Raw genomic sequence first — 16,544 nt, forward strand, 5'->3', positions numbered from 1 at the left:
GCAGCGTGTGCACCCTGGAGGAAGCAGCGCGTGCCGGCCCCCTCGGGGACCGGCACATTCACCGTCAGCCGCCTGTCAGCCGCTCACGGCCCGGTGTTCCCGGCGCGGTGAGCCGGCTGCCGGCCGCTCAGGCGCGGCAGCGCAGCAGCTCCAGCGGCGGGTGGGCGAGGAGGTCCGCCCAGAACTCCTCGCCGAACTCCCGGACCCCGTCCTTTGACACCTTCAGCGGCACCCACTCCACCGCACTGAATCCGGCCGTCCGCAGACACTCCTCGTAGACCTCGCGGCGCGGGACCGCGCCGACGATGCTGATCGGCTGCGGTGCGAGGAGCGCCGTGACCTGCACCCGCGGCCCCGTCTCGATCTCCTCGCCCATCGGCTCGCAGCGGAACCCGTACTTCTCCAGGGACAGGCAGTCGAACCGGTAGTCGGGCTTCTGCCCGAGCAGGAAGAACTCACCGCCCGGCACCAGGCTGCGGTGGATGGTGGCGCACATCTGCTGCATCTCCGCCCTGGTGCGGGCGTAGTTGAGGCACTGCACGGCCAGTGCGAGGTCGAAGCGCTGTTCCAACGGGCGAAGTTCGGCCACGTCCCCGACCTCGTAGCGGACGCCCAGCGGCTCCCGCCGCTCCCTCTCCTGGGCCACGGAGATCATTTCGCCGGAGATGTCGACGCCCAGGACCTCCGCGGCGCCGCGCCGCTTGAACTCCCGGCTGTAGAAGCCGGTGCCGCACGCCAGGTCGAGGATCGTCTTGCCGGTCACGTCCCCGACCAGCTCCAGGACGCTCGGCACCTCCCCGTAGCGGATCATCGGCAGGGCCTTGAATCCCTCGAACGCCTCGCCGATCCCGTCATACTGCTGCTGCACGCCCATGGGCTGCCCCCTCTTGCTCTTCGTCCAGTACGCGGCCACACCGACCCACCGGATCCGCAGGTTCACCGAACCGCCGTCGTGGCTGAAAGTGTGCTCCGCACGGCCCGACCGACCGAATGGGCAGAAGCTACGAGAAGTGGACGGGGCGATTCTCGTATCACCCAACACCGGGCGCCGCCTTCGCTGGGGGCAGCCGTGTGGTGCGAGGCGAGGGGAGACCACACTGTGCGGCTCAGCGCCGGTGGGTTCGACAGGAGCGTTTGCCACACGTGCGGGGCGCTGCCGCGGGTTATTGGGCGCTTGCGGCGGGACGGACGACGATTTCGTTGACGTCGACCTGCGGAGGCTGGGAGAGGGCGTAGGCAATGGCCTCCGCGACGGCCGAGGCGGGCAGTGCGACGGCGCGGTAGGTCTTCATGGCCTCCCGGGCGGCAGGGTCGGAGATGCTGTCGGCGAGTTCGGACTCGGTCACGCCCGGGGAGACGAGGGTGACCCGGATGTTCCCGGTGGACTCCTGGCGCAGTCCTTCGGAGATCGCGCGGACGGCGAATTTGGTGGCGCAGTAGACGGCGGCGGTGGGAGAGACCTCGTACGCGCCGACGGAGGCGACGTTCACGAAGTGTCCGCCGCCTTGAGCTCGCATCGCGGGCAGGGCGGCGGCGATACCGTGCAGGACTCCCCGCACATTGACGTCGATCATGCGGTCCCACTCGTCGGTCCTCAGTGCTTCCAGCGGCGAAAGCGGCATCACTCCGGCGTTGTTGACCACCACGTCCACCCGGCCGTAGCGCTCGCGGGCGGCGGACACGAAGGCCCGGACATCGTCGGCATCCGTGACGTCCAGCCGCTGGAACGCCGCGGTGCCGCCTGCGGTAGTGATCTCCCTGGTCAGCGCGTCGAGACGAGCGGTGCGGCGCGCTCCGAGGAGCAAACGGTGGCCGTCGGTGGCAAGTCGGCGGGCGGTCGCCTCGCCGATCCCGCTGCTCGCTCCGGTGACTGCCACGACCTTGGCTGCGTCTGTCATGCCTGCTTTCCCTCTCGGTAGAGCACGAGGTGCTCGTGGTGGAGCACGCCCTCACGGATGTCGCCCGTCGCGTGGAACCCGGAGTCGTCGACGTAGTCGATGTGGCTGCCGGTCACCGTGTAGCGGCCCGTGTACGCGCTGCGCCGGTCACCGCGGGCCTCGTCGTACCGGCCGTCCGGCAGCAACTCCTGGCGGATGTGACCGTCCGCGGTCACCCACATGCCGACCACGTCGGCATGGCCCTCCTGCGTGTTCCCCGTCATGACGGACTCCCTTCGTCCACGAGTGCCGGTCTGTCCTGCCCGACCGAGTCTGGACAGGACGGAGACCGCCGACCAGGACGTGTGCTGCCTGGGTGCGCCGCCCCCAGGCTGGCCGCCTGGCCACGGCGCAGCCCGACCCGGCCGAGCAGCAGCACGCTCAGCCGGTCCCGGGCGCTGGCAAGCACCGAGCGGGGCGCCTCGCGCACCGACACGGCGTACGGCAGCAGCCCACGAACCGCGGTCGGCATCCCGTTGATCCGCCGTCCCCGCCGCGCCGGCCCGGCCCAGGGCCGCACGGTGGTCGCGGGGCGGACGCCTACCTCCCGGTGCCTGCGGGGCTCGCCCGCCGCTCCGCGCGCCGGCGCCGCCAGGCAAGGGCGAAGCCGATGCCGGCCAGCGCGGCGGGGACCGCCGACTCGGTGGCGAGCGCGGCCAGCCAGTCCGGGTTCAGCGGCCGGGTCAGGCCGCTGGTGTACTGACAGGTCGCCTGTGGGGGGAGGAAGCCGTACTCCAGGGTCCTGGGTGCCTGGGTTCCCCAGTCCGCGCCCGCCGCGCAGGCCGACGACGGCCCCGCGAACAGCCGCCAGGCAGCCGCCGCGTAGCACAGCAGGAACGCGGAGCCGGTCACGAAGAACGCCGTCCCCGTGCGGCGGAGCTTTTCCGCCCTGGTCATCGGCACCACCAGACCGCCGCCCCGGCGCGGATCCGGATCCAGGCACTCCGCGACCAGGGCCGTCAGCAGGCAGCCGACCAGGACCAGCAGACCGGCCCACAGCAGCACGCTCAGCACGCCCTGGCCCCCGGGGGACACCACCTCGCCCTGCTCGAACTCGCAGACGGTGGCGGGCGGAAACGCGCGGTCCCGGGCGTGCAGGAAGCGGCCCGGCCCCCGGATCAGCCCCTGCGCGCACTGCTCGTCGAATTCCAGCATGCCGAACAGGGCGAGGCCCGAGCCCACCACCACACCCCCGAACGACGCCCCCGCCGCGATCCACAGACCGCCGGTCCGGTAGCCGCCGTACGCATGTGCCTTTGCCATGCGGGAACAGTAGCCAACCGCACGCCCGCTCCGGCCGGGGCAAGTGCCGCAGCCGGGCCGCGGCGACCCGCCGGCCGGTGCGGGCCGGGCGCTCGGGGCGCCCGCTACCCCCGGCGCAGCAGTCCGCGTTCCAGGGCCACCACCACGGCGCGGGTGCGGTCGTTGACGTCGAGTTTGGCGAAGAGCCGCAGCAGGTGGGTCTTCACGGTGGCTTCCGCGATGACCAGCCGCCGGCCGATCTCCGCGTTGGACAGGCCGTCGGCGACCGCGTTCAGCACCTCGGTCTCCCGGGCGGTGAGCGGCACCTGGGCGGGCTGCCGGAACTTGGCGACGAGCCGTTCGGCCACCCTGGGGGCGAGCACCGTTTCGCCGCGGGCCGCCGCCCGGATGGCGGCGGCGAGCTGTTCGCCGGTGGCGTCCTTGAGGAGGTACCCGATCGCACCGGCCTCGACGCCGCGCTCGATGTCGGCGTCCGTGTCGTACGTGGTCAGGATCAGCACCCGGGTGCGCGGGTGGCGGGCCGTGATCTCGGTGGTGGTCGCCACCCCGTCCAGCACCGGCATGCGCAGATCGACCAGGGCGACGTCCGGGGCGTGGCGGTCGACGAGTTCCAGCGCCGCGCGGCCGTCGGCCGCCGCGCCGACGATCTCGATGCCGGGGTCGGGTGCGAGCAGGGCCAGGACGCCCGCGCGCATCACCGTGTGGTCGTCGACCACCAGGACCCGGATCGGGCGGCCGGTCCCCGGCGGGGCCGGTTCGGCGGTCATGGCGTCTCCTCGTGGCGCGGGGCGGCCGGCCGGTCCGCCGGGGGCTCGGCCGGCAGCAGGGGGACCGTGGCGAGGATCCGGGTCCCGTCGCCGACCGAACTGGTGACGGTGAGCCGGCCGCCCAGTTCGGCCAGGCGCTTGCGCATCCCGTCGAGCCCGAACCCCGGTGCCCGGCCGACCACGAACCCCCGCCCGTCGTCGGTGACTTCCAGTTCCACGCCGTAGGGCTGCTGGGCCAGCACCACGGTCACCTGGGAGGCCGCCGCGTGCTTGCGGACGTTGGCCAGCGACTCCTGGAGGCAGCGCAGCAGCGCGATCCGGGTCCACTGCGCGCAGACCGGGTCGGCGAGTTCGGCGGTGACCGGGAGGCCGGTGTCCTGGGTGAACCGGTCCAGGGTCCGCCGCAGCGTCCGGGCCAGCGACCCCTCGGCCACCCGGTGGCCGGGCTGCGCCGATCCCACCAGGGCGCGGGCCTCGGCGAGGTTCTCGCGGGCGGTGTCCTCGATCGAGCGCAGCTGTTGGGCGCTGCGCGCGGGGTCGGTGGCCAGTCCGGCCCGCGCGGCCTCGGCCAGGACGACGACGGAGGCGAAGCCCTGCGCGAGGGTGTCGTGGATCTCCCGCGCCACGCGCTCGCGCTCCGCCGCGGCCCCCTGCCGCCGGTGGGCCTCGGCGAGCCGCAGCTGGGTCCGCTCCAACTCCTCGATGAGCAGGGCGCGTTCGGCGCTCTGCTCGATGACGGAGTGCACCCACAGGGCGAGCAGGACGCTGGCCGCGACCACGATCAGGGTGGAGACCATCGTGGAGCCGAGGAACTCCGCGGTCCAGCCCTTCCGGAGCCAGCTGCCGGTCAGGGTGGACACCGTGACGAGCCCGGTGAAGCCCAGCGAGGCCCGTACCGTCCGGCCGAACAGCCAGAAGTGCGGCAGCGTGACGATGAACAGCGCCGCGTACCCGCTCCAGACGTAGGCGCCGGCGCCGAGCCCGATGACCAGGACCCACAGGTAGGTGTGGGGCCCGAGGAAGCGGTTGCCGGGGAAGCGGTCGAGGATCGCGTAGCACAGCACCACGCAGCCCAGCAGGGCCAGCGCCGCGTAGGTCCGCCGGCCCGGCGCCTCGGTGGTGGCCAGGCCGGCGAACAGCGCGCCGAACAGCACCCAGCAGACCGCGTTCCAGCGGCGCAGGGCACTGGTCCGCAGCGGGGCGGCGAGGCGGCTCGCGGCCGGCCCGCCGAAGACCGGCCCGCCGAAGACCGGCCCGCCGAAGAGCGTTCCGCCGAAGGGGAGGGCGCGGCCGGCGCCCGGTGACCGACGACTCATGGGGTCAACCTACGCGGACCGGGTCGGCCGCCGCGCGCCGCGTCCGCCGGGCCCCGTGCGACGGCCACCAACTGGCCTCGCCCAGCAGCGTCATGGCCGCCGGCAGGACCAGGATGCGGAGGACGAAGGCGTCCAGCAGCACGGCCGCCGCCAGGACGAAGCCGATCTGCTTCATCTCGATCAGGTGCAGGAAGACGAAGCTGGCGAACACCGTCACCATCACCACGGCCGCGCTGGTCACCACCGCGGCGGAGCCGCCGATCCCGTCGAGCACCGCCGTGCGCGTCGGCACCCCCCGGCGGACGGCCTCGCGGATCCGGCTCACCACGAACACCTGGTAGTCCATCGACAGTCCGAAGAGGATCACGAAGAGGAAGAGCGGCACCCGGGAGCCGATGGACCCCGTGGAGTGGAAGCCCAGCAGGCCCTCGGCCCAGGTGTGCTGGAAGACCAGCACCAGCAGGCCCAGTGCGGCCCCGGCCGACAGCAGGTTCAGCACCACGCCGAGCAGCCCCAGGACGACCGACCCGAACGTCAGGGCCGTCATGGCGAACGTGACCAGCAGCAGCGCGCCGATGACCAGCGGCAGCCTGGCGGTCTGATGGGCCGGATAGTCCGTGGTCCGGGCGACGTCGCCGGTCACTCCCGCCTCCGCGCCCGGGACCCGACCGGCCGTCGCGGGCAGATAGCTGCCGCGCAGCCGCTCCAGGGACCGGCGCGCCTCGGCGGAGTTCCCCAGGTACGGCACGGACAGCTCCAGCACGCTGATCCGCCGGTCGGCCGAGGTGCGCAGCCGCGGCCGGCCGGTGAACAGGGGGTCGGCCTGCGTCCGGCGGCCCAGTTCGGTGAGGGCCCGCGCCACCGCCGGGGCCCGGTCCGCCCGGGCCCGCACGACCACCTGGTGGGTGGTCCGGTGCTCCGGGAACGCCTCGTTCAGCCGGTCGTACGTCCGCATCGCCGGGACCTCCCGGGAGTGGGTGTCCCGGTTCATCTCCACGAGCGTGAGCCCGGCCAGCGGGGCCGACAGGCCCAGCAGGAGCAGGACCGAGACGCCGAGCGTCAGGGCCGGCCGCCGGCTCGCCGGCCGGGTCAGCACGGCCCACACCCGGCCGCCGCGGCCGCCTGCGGCCCGGCCGCCCCGGACCGCTCCGGCCGCGCCCCGGCCGGGTCCGCCCGCCCGGCGCGCGGCCCGGCGTTCGGCCCGCTGCCCGGCCTTGGCCAGCAGGGCGGGCAGCACCGTCAGGGAACTCACCACGGCCACCAGGACCACGACGATGGTGCCGGTGGCCAGCGACGAGAAGATCACATCCGAGGCCAGGTAGAGCGTGGCGGTCGAGACGGCCACCGCCAGCCCGGACGCCACCACCGCCCGCCCGGAGGTCGCCGCGGCCAGTTCCACCACCGCCTCCGGGGCGAGCCGGCCGCCGGACCACTGCCGCTCCTCGCGCTCCCGCTTCAGGTAGAAGAGCGTGTAGTCGACGCCCACCGCCAGGCCGATCAGGATGATGACGTTGGTCCCCACGCCCGCGTCGGGGACGACGTGCGAGGCCAGCATGGACAGGCCCACCGCCGCAGCGATCGAGGTCAGGGCCAGCAGCAGCGGCACCACGGCCATCAGCAGCGAACCGAACGCCAGGAGCAGGGTGATGAGGGTGGCGGGCAGCGTGATCGCCTCGGAGAGCGCCAGGTCGCTGCCCCGCTGGGCGTCCACCCCCTGGCTGATGGACGGGCCTCCGGTCTCCTCCACCAGCAGGTCCGGGTGGCTGCGCTGCACCGCCGCGGTCTGCGCGCGCAACGGCCCGACGTGCTTGCGGGCGTCCAACTCGGCGCCCTTCATGGTGACTTCCACCATGACCACCGGCCGCTGCCGGTGCCGGGCCGCCTGCGGCGCGGCCACCCGCTCGACCTCGGGCAGCGCCGCCATCCGCCCGGCGACCTCGCGTGCGGCGGCCTCGATGCCGCGCCGGTCCGGCGTGCCGCCCCGCGCCGAGACCAGCACCTGCTCCACAGGCTTCCGCTCCAGGTGCCCCTCGGCCGCCATCGCCTCCGCCCGGCCGGCCTCGCCGACCCGGTAGTCCTCGGTCGTGGCGCTGTGCGTACCGACCGCGGCCCCCAGCCCCAGGCACAGCGCCACGAACACCAGCCATCCGACCATCGCCCGCCAGGGGTGCAGCGCACTCCACCGGGCGGCCCGCACAGGTAGTTCTCTCATGCCCCGAGCCTCGCCGCCCGGCCCCCGTCCCCGACAGCACCGACCGGCTGCACTTCGCCTCCACCGCCCGGCGGACGCGGCCGGTGGGGATACCCCCACCCGCCGCCGGGCGCCCTCCCCCGGGAGCGCCCGGCGGGGGCGCCCCGGCAGGTCCCGGGCCCGCGCCCGGCGCCCGGACCCCGCCGCACGGGCCGCGGGCCGCCGGCAGCGCCTCCGTCAGCGGACTCCGACCGGCGCGTCGGGGGTCGTGACCAGGGCGTGCAGCGCGCCGAGGAGGTTGGCCAGGAGGTCGGCGGGGAGGTCGGGGCCGCACCGGTGCACATCGGCGGTGACGTGCAGGCTCAGGCCGGAGCCCGCCGTCTCGTTGAGGGCCTCGATGCGCACGGGGAGGCTGGTGTGGTCGCGCATGTCCTCCTCGACCGCGAGCAGCCCGGAGCTGAGGAGTTCGTCGCGGGGGTGGAAGCGGACGTAGTTGAAGGTCACCTCGAACGGGTTGTGGCCGAGCAGCCGGCGCACCTCGGAGTGCGGGAAGCGGCGGTGCGGCAGGAGGTCGTTCTCGGCGTCCAGGGCGAGCCGGCCCGCGGTGCGCCAGTCCGCGCCGGTGAGGTCGAGGCGGACCGGGAGCTGGTTGAGGAACAGGCCGAGGGTGACGTCGGCGCCGGTGCGTTCGGGCCGCCCGTTGAGGAGCAGGCCGACGACCGGGGTCGTGGTCTCCCAGGCGGCGCCGACGGCGGCGCAGGCGGCGGCGAGCAGCAGGCTCTTCACCGGCAGCCCGGTCTCCGCGGCCAGTGCGTCCAGGCGGCGGGCGTCGTCGGCCGGGACGGCGGCGCTGACCTTGCGGTGGTCGGGCGCCTCGGTGCTCGCGGTGCGCTGCGCGGGCAGCAGCTCCTTGAGCCCCTCGAAGTGCCGTGCGGAGGCGAGGTCGGCGACGGCCTCCCGCTCCAGGCGCACGAACTCGGCGTAGGGCACGGGCTCGGGCAGGTCGAGCGGTTCACCGGCGAGCAACGCGGCGTAGCAGCGGACGAGTTCGTTGAAGAAGACGGCCTCGCTCCAGCCGTCGAGGATCGCGTGGTGGAAGGAGTAGGAGAGCCGGAACGCGCCGGCGTTGAGGCGGGCCGCATGCACCCGCAGGAGCGGGGCCCGCTCCGGGTCGTAGGGGCGGCCGAGGTCCGCCATCGCCGCTTCGTAGCGCGCGGTGGCGCTCGCCGCGTCGAGGCCCTCGTGGTCGTCGGTGGTCAGCGGGATCGGGGCGTCGCGCAGGACGAGCTGCACCGGTTCGCTGAACGTGCCGAGGTCGAAGCGGGTGCGCAGGGCGGGGTGGCGGTGCGAGAGCCGGTCGAGGGCGGCGCGCAGCACCTCGGGGTCGAGCGGGCGGTTGACGGTGCGGGAGATCACGTCGAGGTAGAAGGCGCCGTCGCTGACCAGGCTCTCGTAGATCAGGCCGAGTTGGAGGCGGGCGGCGGGGAAGGCGTCCTCGGCCTCGTCGGGCACCCGGGCCCGGTCGAGGGGGCCGAGCAGGTCGGCGGCGCGGCCCTCGGCGGCGGGTCCGCCGTTGCCGAGGGCCCGGCAGGCGCCGCGCGGGGTCGGGTTGCGGAACAGGTCGATCAGCGAGAGCGACAGGCCCTGTTCCTGGGCCGCGCCGATGACCTGGAGGGCGAGCAGGGAGTCGCCGCCCAGGGAGAAGAAGTCGTCGTCGGGGCCCACCTCGTCGACGCCGAGGATGTCCTGCCAGATCCCGGCGAGCAGGACCTCGGGGGCCAGGGTCGTGGAGCTGTCGTTCATCGCGGTGTGTCCCTCTCGGTGCGGCGCGTGCTGCTCGGTGGTGTGCGCGGTCACAGCGTCCCCAGGTCGGTGCCGGTGACCTCGCGGGGGCCGTGGGCGCCGAAGGCGAAGCGGTAGCGCAGGGTGGCGTCGATGTCCTTGACGATGGCCGCCAGTTCGGGGACGTCGTCGGCCTCGCCCATGACGATGTCCAGCTCCAGGGTCTGCACGCCGCCGGGCAGGGCGGTGCCCGGGCGCGCGTACGGGCGGTACAGCGTGACCCCGGGGAGCCGCTTGACCTCGTCGGCGCCGTCGATGCCCAGCAGGGTCCCGGGGGTGCGGGGCGCGGGGTGGAAGAGCTGGAAGTAGGCGCGGCCCCGGTAGGGGGCGGGCAGGTCGGGATGCTCGCCGAGGGCGACGCGGCCCGCCAGCTCGATCAGGTTGAGGTTCTGCGCGCGGACGGACAGTTCGTTGATGCCGCCGCCGAGCCGGCCGTTGACCTCGATGAGCCGGGGGCCGTCGGGGGTGAGCTTGATCTCGGTGTGGGTGAGTCCGTCGCGGACGCCCAGGGCCTCGACGGCGCGGCGGGCCAGGTCGCGGCATTCGGCGTCCTCGGCGGCGCCGAGCGGCGAGGGCCAGAACCGCCCGGTCTCCCGGAACGGGGGCACCATCGGGAACTTCCCGGTGACGGCGAGGTCGGTGACGGTGCCGCCGGTGACGACGCTCTCGATGGACACGTAGTCGCCGAACGGGCCGCAGTCGCGGCCCCGCAGGTACTCCTCCAGGACGAGGGTGCCGCCCGCGACCAGGCCGGGGCGGTCCTCGCCGAGCAGGGTGCGGGCCAGTTCGCGCCCGGCGGCGGCGTCGGTGACGTGGAAGGTGTTGCGGCTGCCGCCGCCGTGCGCGGGCTTGAGGACGGCGGGCAGCCCGGTCTCGGCGACCGCGTCGTCCCAGTCCGCCAGGCGCTCCACGCGGCGGCAGCGCACGGCGTCCACGCCGGCCGCCGCCAGGGCGGCGCGCTGCTGCCACTTGTCGGTGAGCCGCCCGAGGGTGCTGCGGTCGTGGAACGGCAGCGCGAGCTGCTCGGCGAGTGCGGCGGCCAGGTGCAGGGCGCGTTCGCTGTAGGTGACGATGCCGTCCGGCGCGTGGGCCCGCAGCCGCCGGGCGGCCTCCGGCACGGAGTCGGTGAGCACGACGGGCCCGAACTGGGCGAGCAGCGGCTCCATCGCGCGGGTGTGCGCGTCGGGTTCGGCGACGAACACGCAGTCGGCCCACGAGGCGAGGCCGACGGCGATGTCGCCCGGGTGCGCCGCGCCGTCCGCGTACACGACGACGAGGGTCTTGCGCATCAGAGGTCCCTTCCGGTCGTACGGGCGTCCGCGGTCACCGGGTGGCGCAGGCGGGCCCGGATCAGGCCGCCGAACGCGGCGGTGGCGCCCCGGTAGTAGAAGTGGTCGCCGGGCAGCACGGCCGCGGCGAACGGGCCGGTGGTCCAGGACCGCCAGGCGTCCAGGTAGGGGCGGGCCACCCAGGGGTCGGCGGCGCCGCCGAGGGCGAGCAGGGGGCAGGTGAGGGGGCGCGGCGGGCCGGGGCGGTAGCGGGCCAGGAGGAGGTAGTCGGCGCGCAGCACCGGTATCGCCAGGTCGGCGACCTCCGCCAGCGGGGACTCCCCCAGCTCCGCGTTGCCGCCGGTGGCCAGCTCCTCGATCCAGTCGTCCCGGGTCATCGCGAGCACCGCGGCCGGGTCGAGGCGTTGCAGGTCCGGGGGGCGGGCCGCGGACACGGCCAGCAGCTCCACGGGCCGGCCCAGGTCGTGCAGGCGGTGCGCGATCTCGTAGCCGAGGACGGCGCCCAGGCTGTGGCCCACCAGGACCAGGGGGCCTTCGGTGGCCGCGGCGATGTCGTTCGCCGCGGCGTCCGCCAGCGCCGTCAGGTCGGTGGCGTGCGGTTCGGCGGAGCGGGGGCCGCGCCCGGGGTACTGGAGGGCGAGGACCCGCTCGCCGGGGGCGCGCAGGTCGGGCACCCACTCGCCGAGCGCGTAGGCGCTGCCGCCGCCGAAGGGGGCGAGGACGAAGGTGCGCGGCGGCGGCTCGGGGTGGGCCGGCTGCTCGGTGAACTCCCAGAGCAGCGGCGTCAGGCGGTGGCGTCTCACAGGTCGACCACCGTGGCCCGGTCGGGCGCGTCCGGGGCCGGGGCCCCGGCGCCGGTCAGTGCGGCGGCCAGCTCGGCGACGGTCGCGTGCGCGTACAGCTGGGCGATGACCAGGCCGGGGTGGTGGCGGCGCAGCCGGGCGAAGACGGTGAGGGCCTTGAAGGAGTCGCCGCCGATGTCGAGGAACCGTTCGTGGCGACCGATGCCGGTGCGGCCGAGCGCCTCCTCCCAGATGCCGGCGATGAGTTGCTCGGTGCCCTCGCGCGGTGCCTGCCCGGGGTCCGCGGCCGGGGCGGTCGCGGCGGCGGTCACGGCGGCGCGCAGCGCGGCGAAGTCGGTCTTGCCGTTGAGGTTGACCGGGATCGCCGCGACAGTGTGCACGGCGCCGGGCACCAGGGCGGAGGGCAGCGTGGCGCGCAGCGCGGGCAGCAGGGCGCGCGGGTCGGCGTCGCCGACGAGGTAGGCGACGAGCTCCAACGGGGCGTCGGGGGTGGCGCGTTCACCGGTGACGACGGCCTGGCGCACCCCGGGCCGGGCCAGCAGCGCCGCCTCGACCTCGCCGGGCTCGACGCGGTTGCCGCGGATCTTCAGCTGGCGGTCGGCGCGCCCGAGGTAGTCGAGCCGGCCGTCCGGCTCGCGGATGACGAGGTCGTCGGTGCAGTAGTGGACGCCGGCGCCGGGTCCGTCCAGCTCGGCGAACTTGGCCCGGGTCAGCGCCGCTTCACCGAGGTACCCGGCCGCGACGCAGGCGCCGCCGAGGTAGAGGGTGCCGGGTGTGCCGTCGGGCACCGGCCGCAGCTCCGCGTCCAGGACCCGGGCCTCGACCCCGGCCAGCGGGGTGCCGATGGAGATGCGCGGGCCGGCGGTGTCGGCGGGCCGCACCCGGTGCATGGTGGCCAGGATGGTCGCCTCGGAGGGGCCGTAGCCGTTGTACACCTCCAGGTCGGGGCGGACCCGCAGGATCTGCTCGGCGAGCCGCGGCGGGAACGCCTCACCGGCCACCACCAGCACCCGGCGCGGCAGCAGCGCGGCGAGGTCGCCCTCGGCGGCGAGCGCGGCCAGCTGCGAGGGCGTGTAGGTGAGGCAGTCGGCGGGGTGCGCGGCGAGGTCGGCGGCGAGCGCCTGCGGGTCGAGCGTGGTGTCGCGCGGGTAGACGTCGAGCCGGGCCCCGGTCAGCAGCGCGCCGTACACCGACACCTTGCCGAGATCGGCGGCGAAGGTGGTGGCCAGGCCGTAGCTGTCGAGGCCGGTGGCGGTCACCCGCTCGGCGAACGCGGCGCAGTAGTTGAGCAGCGCCCGGTGCTGCACCTCGACCGCCTTGGGCGTGCCGGTGGAACCGGAGGTGCACACCAGGTACGCGGTGTCGTCGGGGTGCAGCCCGGGGTCGACGGTGTACGGGGCACCGGGGCCGCCGGCGGTGACGGTGCGCACCGGTGCGGCGGTGCCGGTGAGCCGGGGCCGGTTGCGCGCGTCGGTGAGGACGGCGGCCGCCTTGGTGGTGCCGAGCAGGGTGGCGACGCGGTGGTCGGGGTCGGTGGCCTCGATGTGGACGTAGGCGGCGCCGACGGCCCAGGCGGCGAGGACGCCGATCATGCAGCGGTGCGAGCGGTCCATCAGGGTCGCGACGATGTCGCCGCGGCCCACGCCCCGCTCGCGCAGCCAGGCGGCGCTCGCTCCGGCGGCGGCCGCCAGCTCCTCGTAGGTCAGCTGCTCGGCGTCCTGGCGCAGGGCCGGGCGGTGCGCCGCGGCGCGCGCCGTGTCCGCGAAGACATGCGCCGCCGTGCGCGGGGGCTGGGGGGTGCCGGTCATCGGGGGCTCCGTTCGGTGGGTCGGGGCGTCGGGTGCGCGGCGGCCGGGGCGGTCATCGCTGCCGCCCGCCGGCCGCGGCGCCGATCAGGGCCGCGAGGCCGTCGACCGTCTCGGTGCGCAGGTAAGTGCGCAGGTCGAGCTTGATGGCGAAGTGCTCCTCCACGGCGGTGAGCAGGCGCAGCGCGGCGAAGCTGTTCCAGTGGCCGAGGGTGTCGAAGCGGGTGGCGCCGGTGAGCTGCCCCGCGGGGACGTCGGTGACGCCGGAGATCACCTCGGCCAGTGCCGTGGGGGCCGGGGCGGCGGTGTGGTCGCTCATGGGATGCGGTGTCCTTCACGGGAGGCGGCGAGGGCCGGGGCGGTGACGGTGGTGGTGATCCAGGCGGCGGTGGTCCGGGGCCCGGGGTCCAGGGCGAGGACCCGGCGTCCGGCGCCGTCGGCCCGGGGCGCGGCCGGGGCGAACCCGGCCTCGTCGAGGAAGCGGGCGGCGGGCCCGTTGCGCGGGGTGGGGCGGAAGTCGGCCTCCAGGCGCTGCGCGCCGGCGGCCCGGGCCGCGTCGGCGACGGCGCCGAGGACCGCGTGCTCCACGCCGCGGGCGAAGACCCGGCAGCTCATCACGGCGTTCTCCAGCACCCAGTGGTCGGGGTGGCGGGCGATCCACAGAGCGCCCACGATGCCCTCGTCGCCGAACCGGTCGGCGACCTCGAAGGCGAGCAGGGCGTGCGCGGGCGAGTCCGCCATGCGCCGGGTCTCGGCCTCCGGGTGGCAGCGGCCGATCAGGTTGAACTGGTTGGTGCGGCCGCCGAGCTGGACGATCCGCGGCAGCGTGTACGCGTCGGCGGCGCGGAGCGTGACGCGCAGGTCGAGGCCGTGCAGGTACTCCTCGGGCGAGGGCTGCTCGGCGCCGAAGCGCTGCCGCTGGGCGCGCGCCCGGTACAGACCGGTGCGCTCCTTGTCGGTGTCCGTCGTGGTGAGCGAGTCGAAGCCGCCCCGGGCCAGGAGGGCCGCCGCGTACTCCGCCGGGTCGCCCGCCAGGTGGACCACGGTGACCTCGGGGAGCGAGCGCTGGACGAGGGCGCACTCGAAGGCCGAGTCGTCGGCGAAGACGATGCTGTCGAGGCCGATGTTGAGCTGCTCCGCGATCCGCCTGATGCTCGCGTCCTTGGCGCCCCAGCCGGCCTCGACGGCGACGAAGTCCGGGGCCCGCAGGACGAGGGCGGGGTGTTCGTCGAGGACGCGGGCGACCAGGTCCGGGTCGTTCTTGCTGGCGACGGCGAGCAGCACGCCCTGCCGGCGCAGGGCCAGGGCGGTGCGCTGCACGGCGGCGTAGGCGTTGCCCGGGTACATCGGGCCGATCTCGATGTTCTCCGGGCCGTCGTCGCCGAGGACGCCGCCCCACAGGGTGTTGTCGAGGTCGAGGACCAGGCACTTCTTGCCGCGTCCGGTGAACGCCCGGGTGTAGGCGGCCACTTCGGCGGCGTAGCGGTGCTCGACGCCGGGTGCCCAGGCCATCTGCGCGAAGGCGTGCAGACGGGCGTCGCGCAGCGGCCCCGGGTGTTCGGCGAGCAGGGTCTCCAGGTCGAGGACGTCGACGCGGTCGGTCCGCTCGGCGAGGTCCAGGAGGCGCAGGTTCAGCTCGCGCCACAGCCGGGCGAGGGCGGCGCGGCCCCGGTGCGAGACGACCCGGCGCAGCGCGGCGGCCGGCAGCGGCACCGTGCTCAGCAGGACGGCGCCGGCAGTGCGCGCGGCGTATCCGGTGACGGCGGCGGCGAAGCGCTCCCAGCGCGCGTCGACCGCCGCGCGCACCGCCGCCCCGTCGCCGGGGTCGAGGTCGGCCGGCAGGAACACCTCCTCGTGCACCGGGCACAGCGTCAGCTCGGCGCCGAACGCGTCGAGGTCGTCCACCGCCCCGCCCAGCCGCAGGAGTTGCTGGTCGGGGGCGGCGATCTGGAACTCGGGGGCGAAACCGGCGGCGAGCAGCGCGATCCGCAGCGGTGCGGCCATCTGGTCGGCCGTGAACGAGGGCACCAGGGCCACCCGCAGCGGGCGCGGCCGGTGGCCCGGCGGGCACAGCAGCCGGGGGTCCGCGGCGGCCAGGATCCGGCCGGCCTCCCGGACCACCGGGAGGTCGGAGCTGCCGGCAAGGCGGGCCGCGAGGTCCGGGTCGGGGGCGGCGGCGGGTTCGGCCAGGCGCCTGGCCCGGGTCAGCAGGTCGTCGTCAGCCATCGGGGTCCTTGGTCCTTCCAGGGGTTCAGAGGCGCAGCAGCGTGCAGGTCCAGTGCATGCCGGTGCCCATGCTCAGGAGGGCCACGGTGTCGCCCTCGACGAGTTCGCCGGCCGCCGTCAGGCGTTCCAGGCTGAGGAGCTGGTCGGCCGGTCCGAAGTGGCCCATGGCCAGCGCGACGTCGGCGTTGGTGGCCTCCAGCGGGATGCCCAGCTCCTTGGCCAGGTCGCGGAAGGCACCGATGTTGTCGTGCAGGTACAGGACCCGCTCCAGGGCGCCGGGGGTCAGCCCGGCGCGGGCGCAGGCCCGTTCGAGCACCTCGCGGTTGCGGGCGTGCATGAGGGTCATGAAGTCGTACGTGGCGCGGCCGTCGCCCGCGAAGAAGCGGTCCATCCGCTCGATCAGCGGGGCGATGGCGGCCGGTTCGGGGGCGTCGGCGCGGAACGGGCGGGCGGCGCCGCCGGTCTCCATGCGCATGAAGTCGGCGTACCGGCCGTCGCTGAGCGTCTCGGTGCCGAGCCACACACAGGAGCCGTGGCCGCGGCGCAGCACCGCGGCGGCGGCGCCGTCCGAGGAGAGCGAGGTGCCGGTGGCGGTGCGGTCCCAGTACGCCTCGGTGATGCGGTTGGCGGCGACGAGCAGCGCCGTGTCGTGGTCGGGGTGGGTGGCCAGGCGTCCGGCGACGGTGTCGAAGGCGGTGACGCCGCCGCCGCACGCCTGGGCGATCAGGATCGCCTCGGCGCCGGTGGCGCCGAGCCGTCCCTGGAGGGCGGCGGCCGCGTCCCAGTACAGGTACTCGGGGACGTCCGGCAGCGCGAGCACGAGCAGGTCCAGGTCGGCGGCGGCCACCTCGGCCCGGCGCAGTGCGGACTCGGCGGCCCGCAGCGCCAGGTCGGTCAGGCCCTCGCCGTCGTCGGCGCGGTGCAGCCGCCGGTAGCCGAGCCCGGCCAGCTTGCGCGGGTCGGCGCCGTACCGCTCGGCGGCCTCCGCCACCGTGACCGGGCGGCCCAGCGCGTGTCCTTGGGCCACGATCCCGAATGCCATTCCTCGTCCTTCCCGGGGAGCCGGGGGCGGCGGGCCCCCGGCTCGTGTGCGGTGTACGTCGCT

The 16,544-nt window shown here is 75.2% G+C and carries 14 protein-coding genes; all 14 read right to left on the bottom strand.

Translation table 11 applies throughout. The annotated features are described in order from the left end of the window. Window positions 1-127: 127 nt before the first annotated feature. Window positions 128-874, bottom strand: a complete 747-nt coding sequence (locus MUU72_RS01370; protein WP_248011289.1) for a class I SAM-dependent methyltransferase — start codon at window positions 872-874, stop codon at window positions 128-130. Window positions 875-1,163: 289 nt separating this feature from the next. After that, a complete protein-coding gene (locus MUU72_RS01375; RefSeq protein WP_248011196.1) occupies window positions 1,164-1,898 on the bottom strand; it encodes an SDR family oxidoreductase in 735 nt (244 codons plus the stop codon). Next, entirely contained in the window at window positions 1,895-2,161 is a 267-nt protein-coding gene (locus tag MUU72_RS01380; RefSeq protein WP_248011197.1) for an Atu4866 domain-containing protein, read from the bottom strand. Before MUU72_RS01380 ends, MUU72_RS01375 begins: the two co-directional genes overlap by 4 nt. 316 nt (window positions 2,162-2,477) lie before the next feature. Continuing rightward, window positions 2,478-3,200 carry a hypothetical protein gene (locus MUU72_RS01385; protein ID WP_248011198.1) on the bottom strand — a complete coding sequence of 241 codons (723 nt, stop codon included), beginning with the start codon at window positions 3,198-3,200 and terminating at the stop codon, window positions 2,478-2,480. Between the two features lie 104 nt (window positions 3,201-3,304). Continuing rightward, complete coding sequence (locus MUU72_RS01390) at window positions 3,305-3,967, bottom strand: response regulator (RefSeq protein WP_248011199.1); 663 nt, start codon at window positions 3,965-3,967, stop codon at window positions 3,305-3,307. Beyond that, a complete protein-coding gene (locus MUU72_RS01395; RefSeq protein ID WP_248011200.1) occupies window positions 3,964-5,283 on the bottom strand; it encodes a sensor histidine kinase in 1,320 nt (439 codons plus the stop codon). Before MUU72_RS01395 ends, MUU72_RS01390 begins: the two co-directional genes overlap by 4 nt. A 4-nt stretch (window positions 5,284-5,287) precedes the next feature. After that, the gene (locus MUU72_RS01400) at window positions 5,288-7,495 is read right to left on the bottom strand and encodes an MMPL family transporter (RefSeq protein WP_248011201.1); all 2,208 of its coding nucleotides are present in this window, start codon (window positions 7,493-7,495) and stop codon (window positions 5,288-5,290) included. A 216-nt stretch (window positions 7,496-7,711) separates the two neighbouring features. Continuing rightward, a complete protein-coding gene (locus tag MUU72_RS01405; protein WP_248011202.1) occupies window positions 7,712-9,277 on the bottom strand; it encodes a condensation domain-containing protein in 1,566 nt (521 codons plus the stop codon). Between the two features lie 50 nt (window positions 9,278-9,327). Next, complete coding sequence (locus MUU72_RS01410) at window positions 9,328-10,605, bottom strand: ATP-grasp domain-containing protein (protein WP_248011203.1); 1,278 nt, start codon at window positions 10,603-10,605, stop codon at window positions 9,328-9,330. Beyond that, complete coding sequence (locus tag MUU72_RS01415) at window positions 10,605-11,408, bottom strand: thioesterase II family protein (protein WP_248011204.1); 804 nt, start codon at window positions 11,406-11,408, stop codon at window positions 10,605-10,607. The genes MUU72_RS01410 and MUU72_RS01415 overlap by 1 nt, the downstream gene beginning before the upstream one ends. After that, a complete protein-coding gene (locus tag MUU72_RS01420) occupies window positions 11,405-13,216 on the bottom strand; it encodes a non-ribosomal peptide synthetase (RefSeq protein WP_248011205.1) in 1,812 nt (603 codons plus the stop codon). Before MUU72_RS01420 ends, MUU72_RS01415 begins: the two co-directional genes overlap by 4 nt. 52 nt (window positions 13,217-13,268) lie before the next feature. Beyond that, window positions 13,269-13,532, bottom strand: coding sequence for an acyl carrier protein (locus MUU72_RS01425; RefSeq protein ID WP_248011206.1), 264 nt, complete (start codon window positions 13,530-13,532; stop codon window positions 13,269-13,271). Continuing rightward, a complete protein-coding gene (locus tag MUU72_RS01430) occupies window positions 13,529-15,439 on the bottom strand; it encodes an HAD-IIIC family phosphatase (RefSeq protein WP_248011207.1) in 1,911 nt (636 codons plus the stop codon). Before MUU72_RS01430 ends, MUU72_RS01425 begins: the two co-directional genes overlap by 4 nt. A 25-nt stretch (window positions 15,440-15,464) precedes the next feature. Continuing rightward, window positions 15,465-16,481: a 3-oxoacyl-ACP synthase III family protein gene (locus tag MUU72_RS01435; protein ID WP_248011208.1), complete on the bottom strand. Its 1,017-nt coding sequence runs from the start codon at window positions 16,479-16,481 to the stop codon at window positions 15,465-15,467. Window positions 16,482-16,544 lie beyond the last annotated feature (63 nt).

The sequence above is a fragment of the Streptomyces rhizoryzae genome (genome assembly GCF_023155275.1).
In the GTDB taxonomy this organism is placed as follows: domain Bacteria; phylum Actinomycetota; class Actinomycetes; order Streptomycetales; family Streptomycetaceae; genus Streptomyces; species Streptomyces rhizoryzae.

Coding starts and splice junctions, on each gene's coding strand:
- MUU72_RS01400 (WP_248011201.1), bottom strand. CDS start 7,495: ATGAGAGAACTACCTGTGCGGGCCGCCCGGTGGAGTGCGCTGCACCCC.
- MUU72_RS01435 (WP_248011208.1), bottom strand. CDS start 16,481: ATGGCATTCGGGATCGTGGCCCAAGGACACGCGCTGGGCCGCCCGGTC.
- MUU72_RS01420 (WP_248011205.1), bottom strand. CDS start 13,216: ATGACCGGCACCCCCCAGCCCCCGCGCACGGCGGCGCATGTCTTCGCG.
- MUU72_RS01425 (WP_248011206.1), bottom strand. CDS start 13,532: ATGAGCGACCACACCGCCGCCCCGGCCCCCACGGCACTGGCCGAGGTG.
- MUU72_RS01390 (WP_248011199.1), bottom strand. CDS start 3,967: ATGACCGCCGAACCGGCCCCGCCGGGGACCGGCCGCCCGATCCGGGTC.
- MUU72_RS01405 (WP_248011202.1), bottom strand. CDS start 9,277: ATGAACGACAGCTCCACGACCCTGGCCCCCGAGGTCCTGCTCGCCGGG.
- MUU72_RS01385 (WP_248011198.1), bottom strand. CDS start 3,200: ATGGCAAAGGCACATGCGTACGGCGGCTACCGGACCGGCGGTCTGTGG.
- MUU72_RS01395 (WP_248011200.1), bottom strand. CDS start 5,283: ATGAGTCGTCGGTCACCGGGCGCCGGCCGCGCCCTCCCCTTCGGCGGA.
- MUU72_RS01410 (WP_248011203.1), bottom strand. CDS start 10,605: ATGCGCAAGACCCTCGTCGTCGTGTACGCGGACGGCGCGGCGCACCCG.
- MUU72_RS01430 (WP_248011207.1), bottom strand. CDS start 15,439: ATGGCTGACGACGACCTGCTGACCCGGGCCAGGCGCCTGGCCGAACCC.
- MUU72_RS01370 (WP_248011289.1), bottom strand. CDS start 874: ATGGGCGTGCAGCAGCAGTATGACGGGATCGGCGAGGCGTTCGAGGGA.
- MUU72_RS01375 (WP_248011196.1), bottom strand. CDS start 1,898: ATGACAGACGCAGCCAAGGTCGTGGCAGTCACCGGAGCGAGCAGCGGG.
- MUU72_RS01380 (WP_248011197.1), bottom strand. CDS start 2,161: ATGACGGGGAACACGCAGGAGGGCCATGCCGACGTGGTCGGCATGTGG.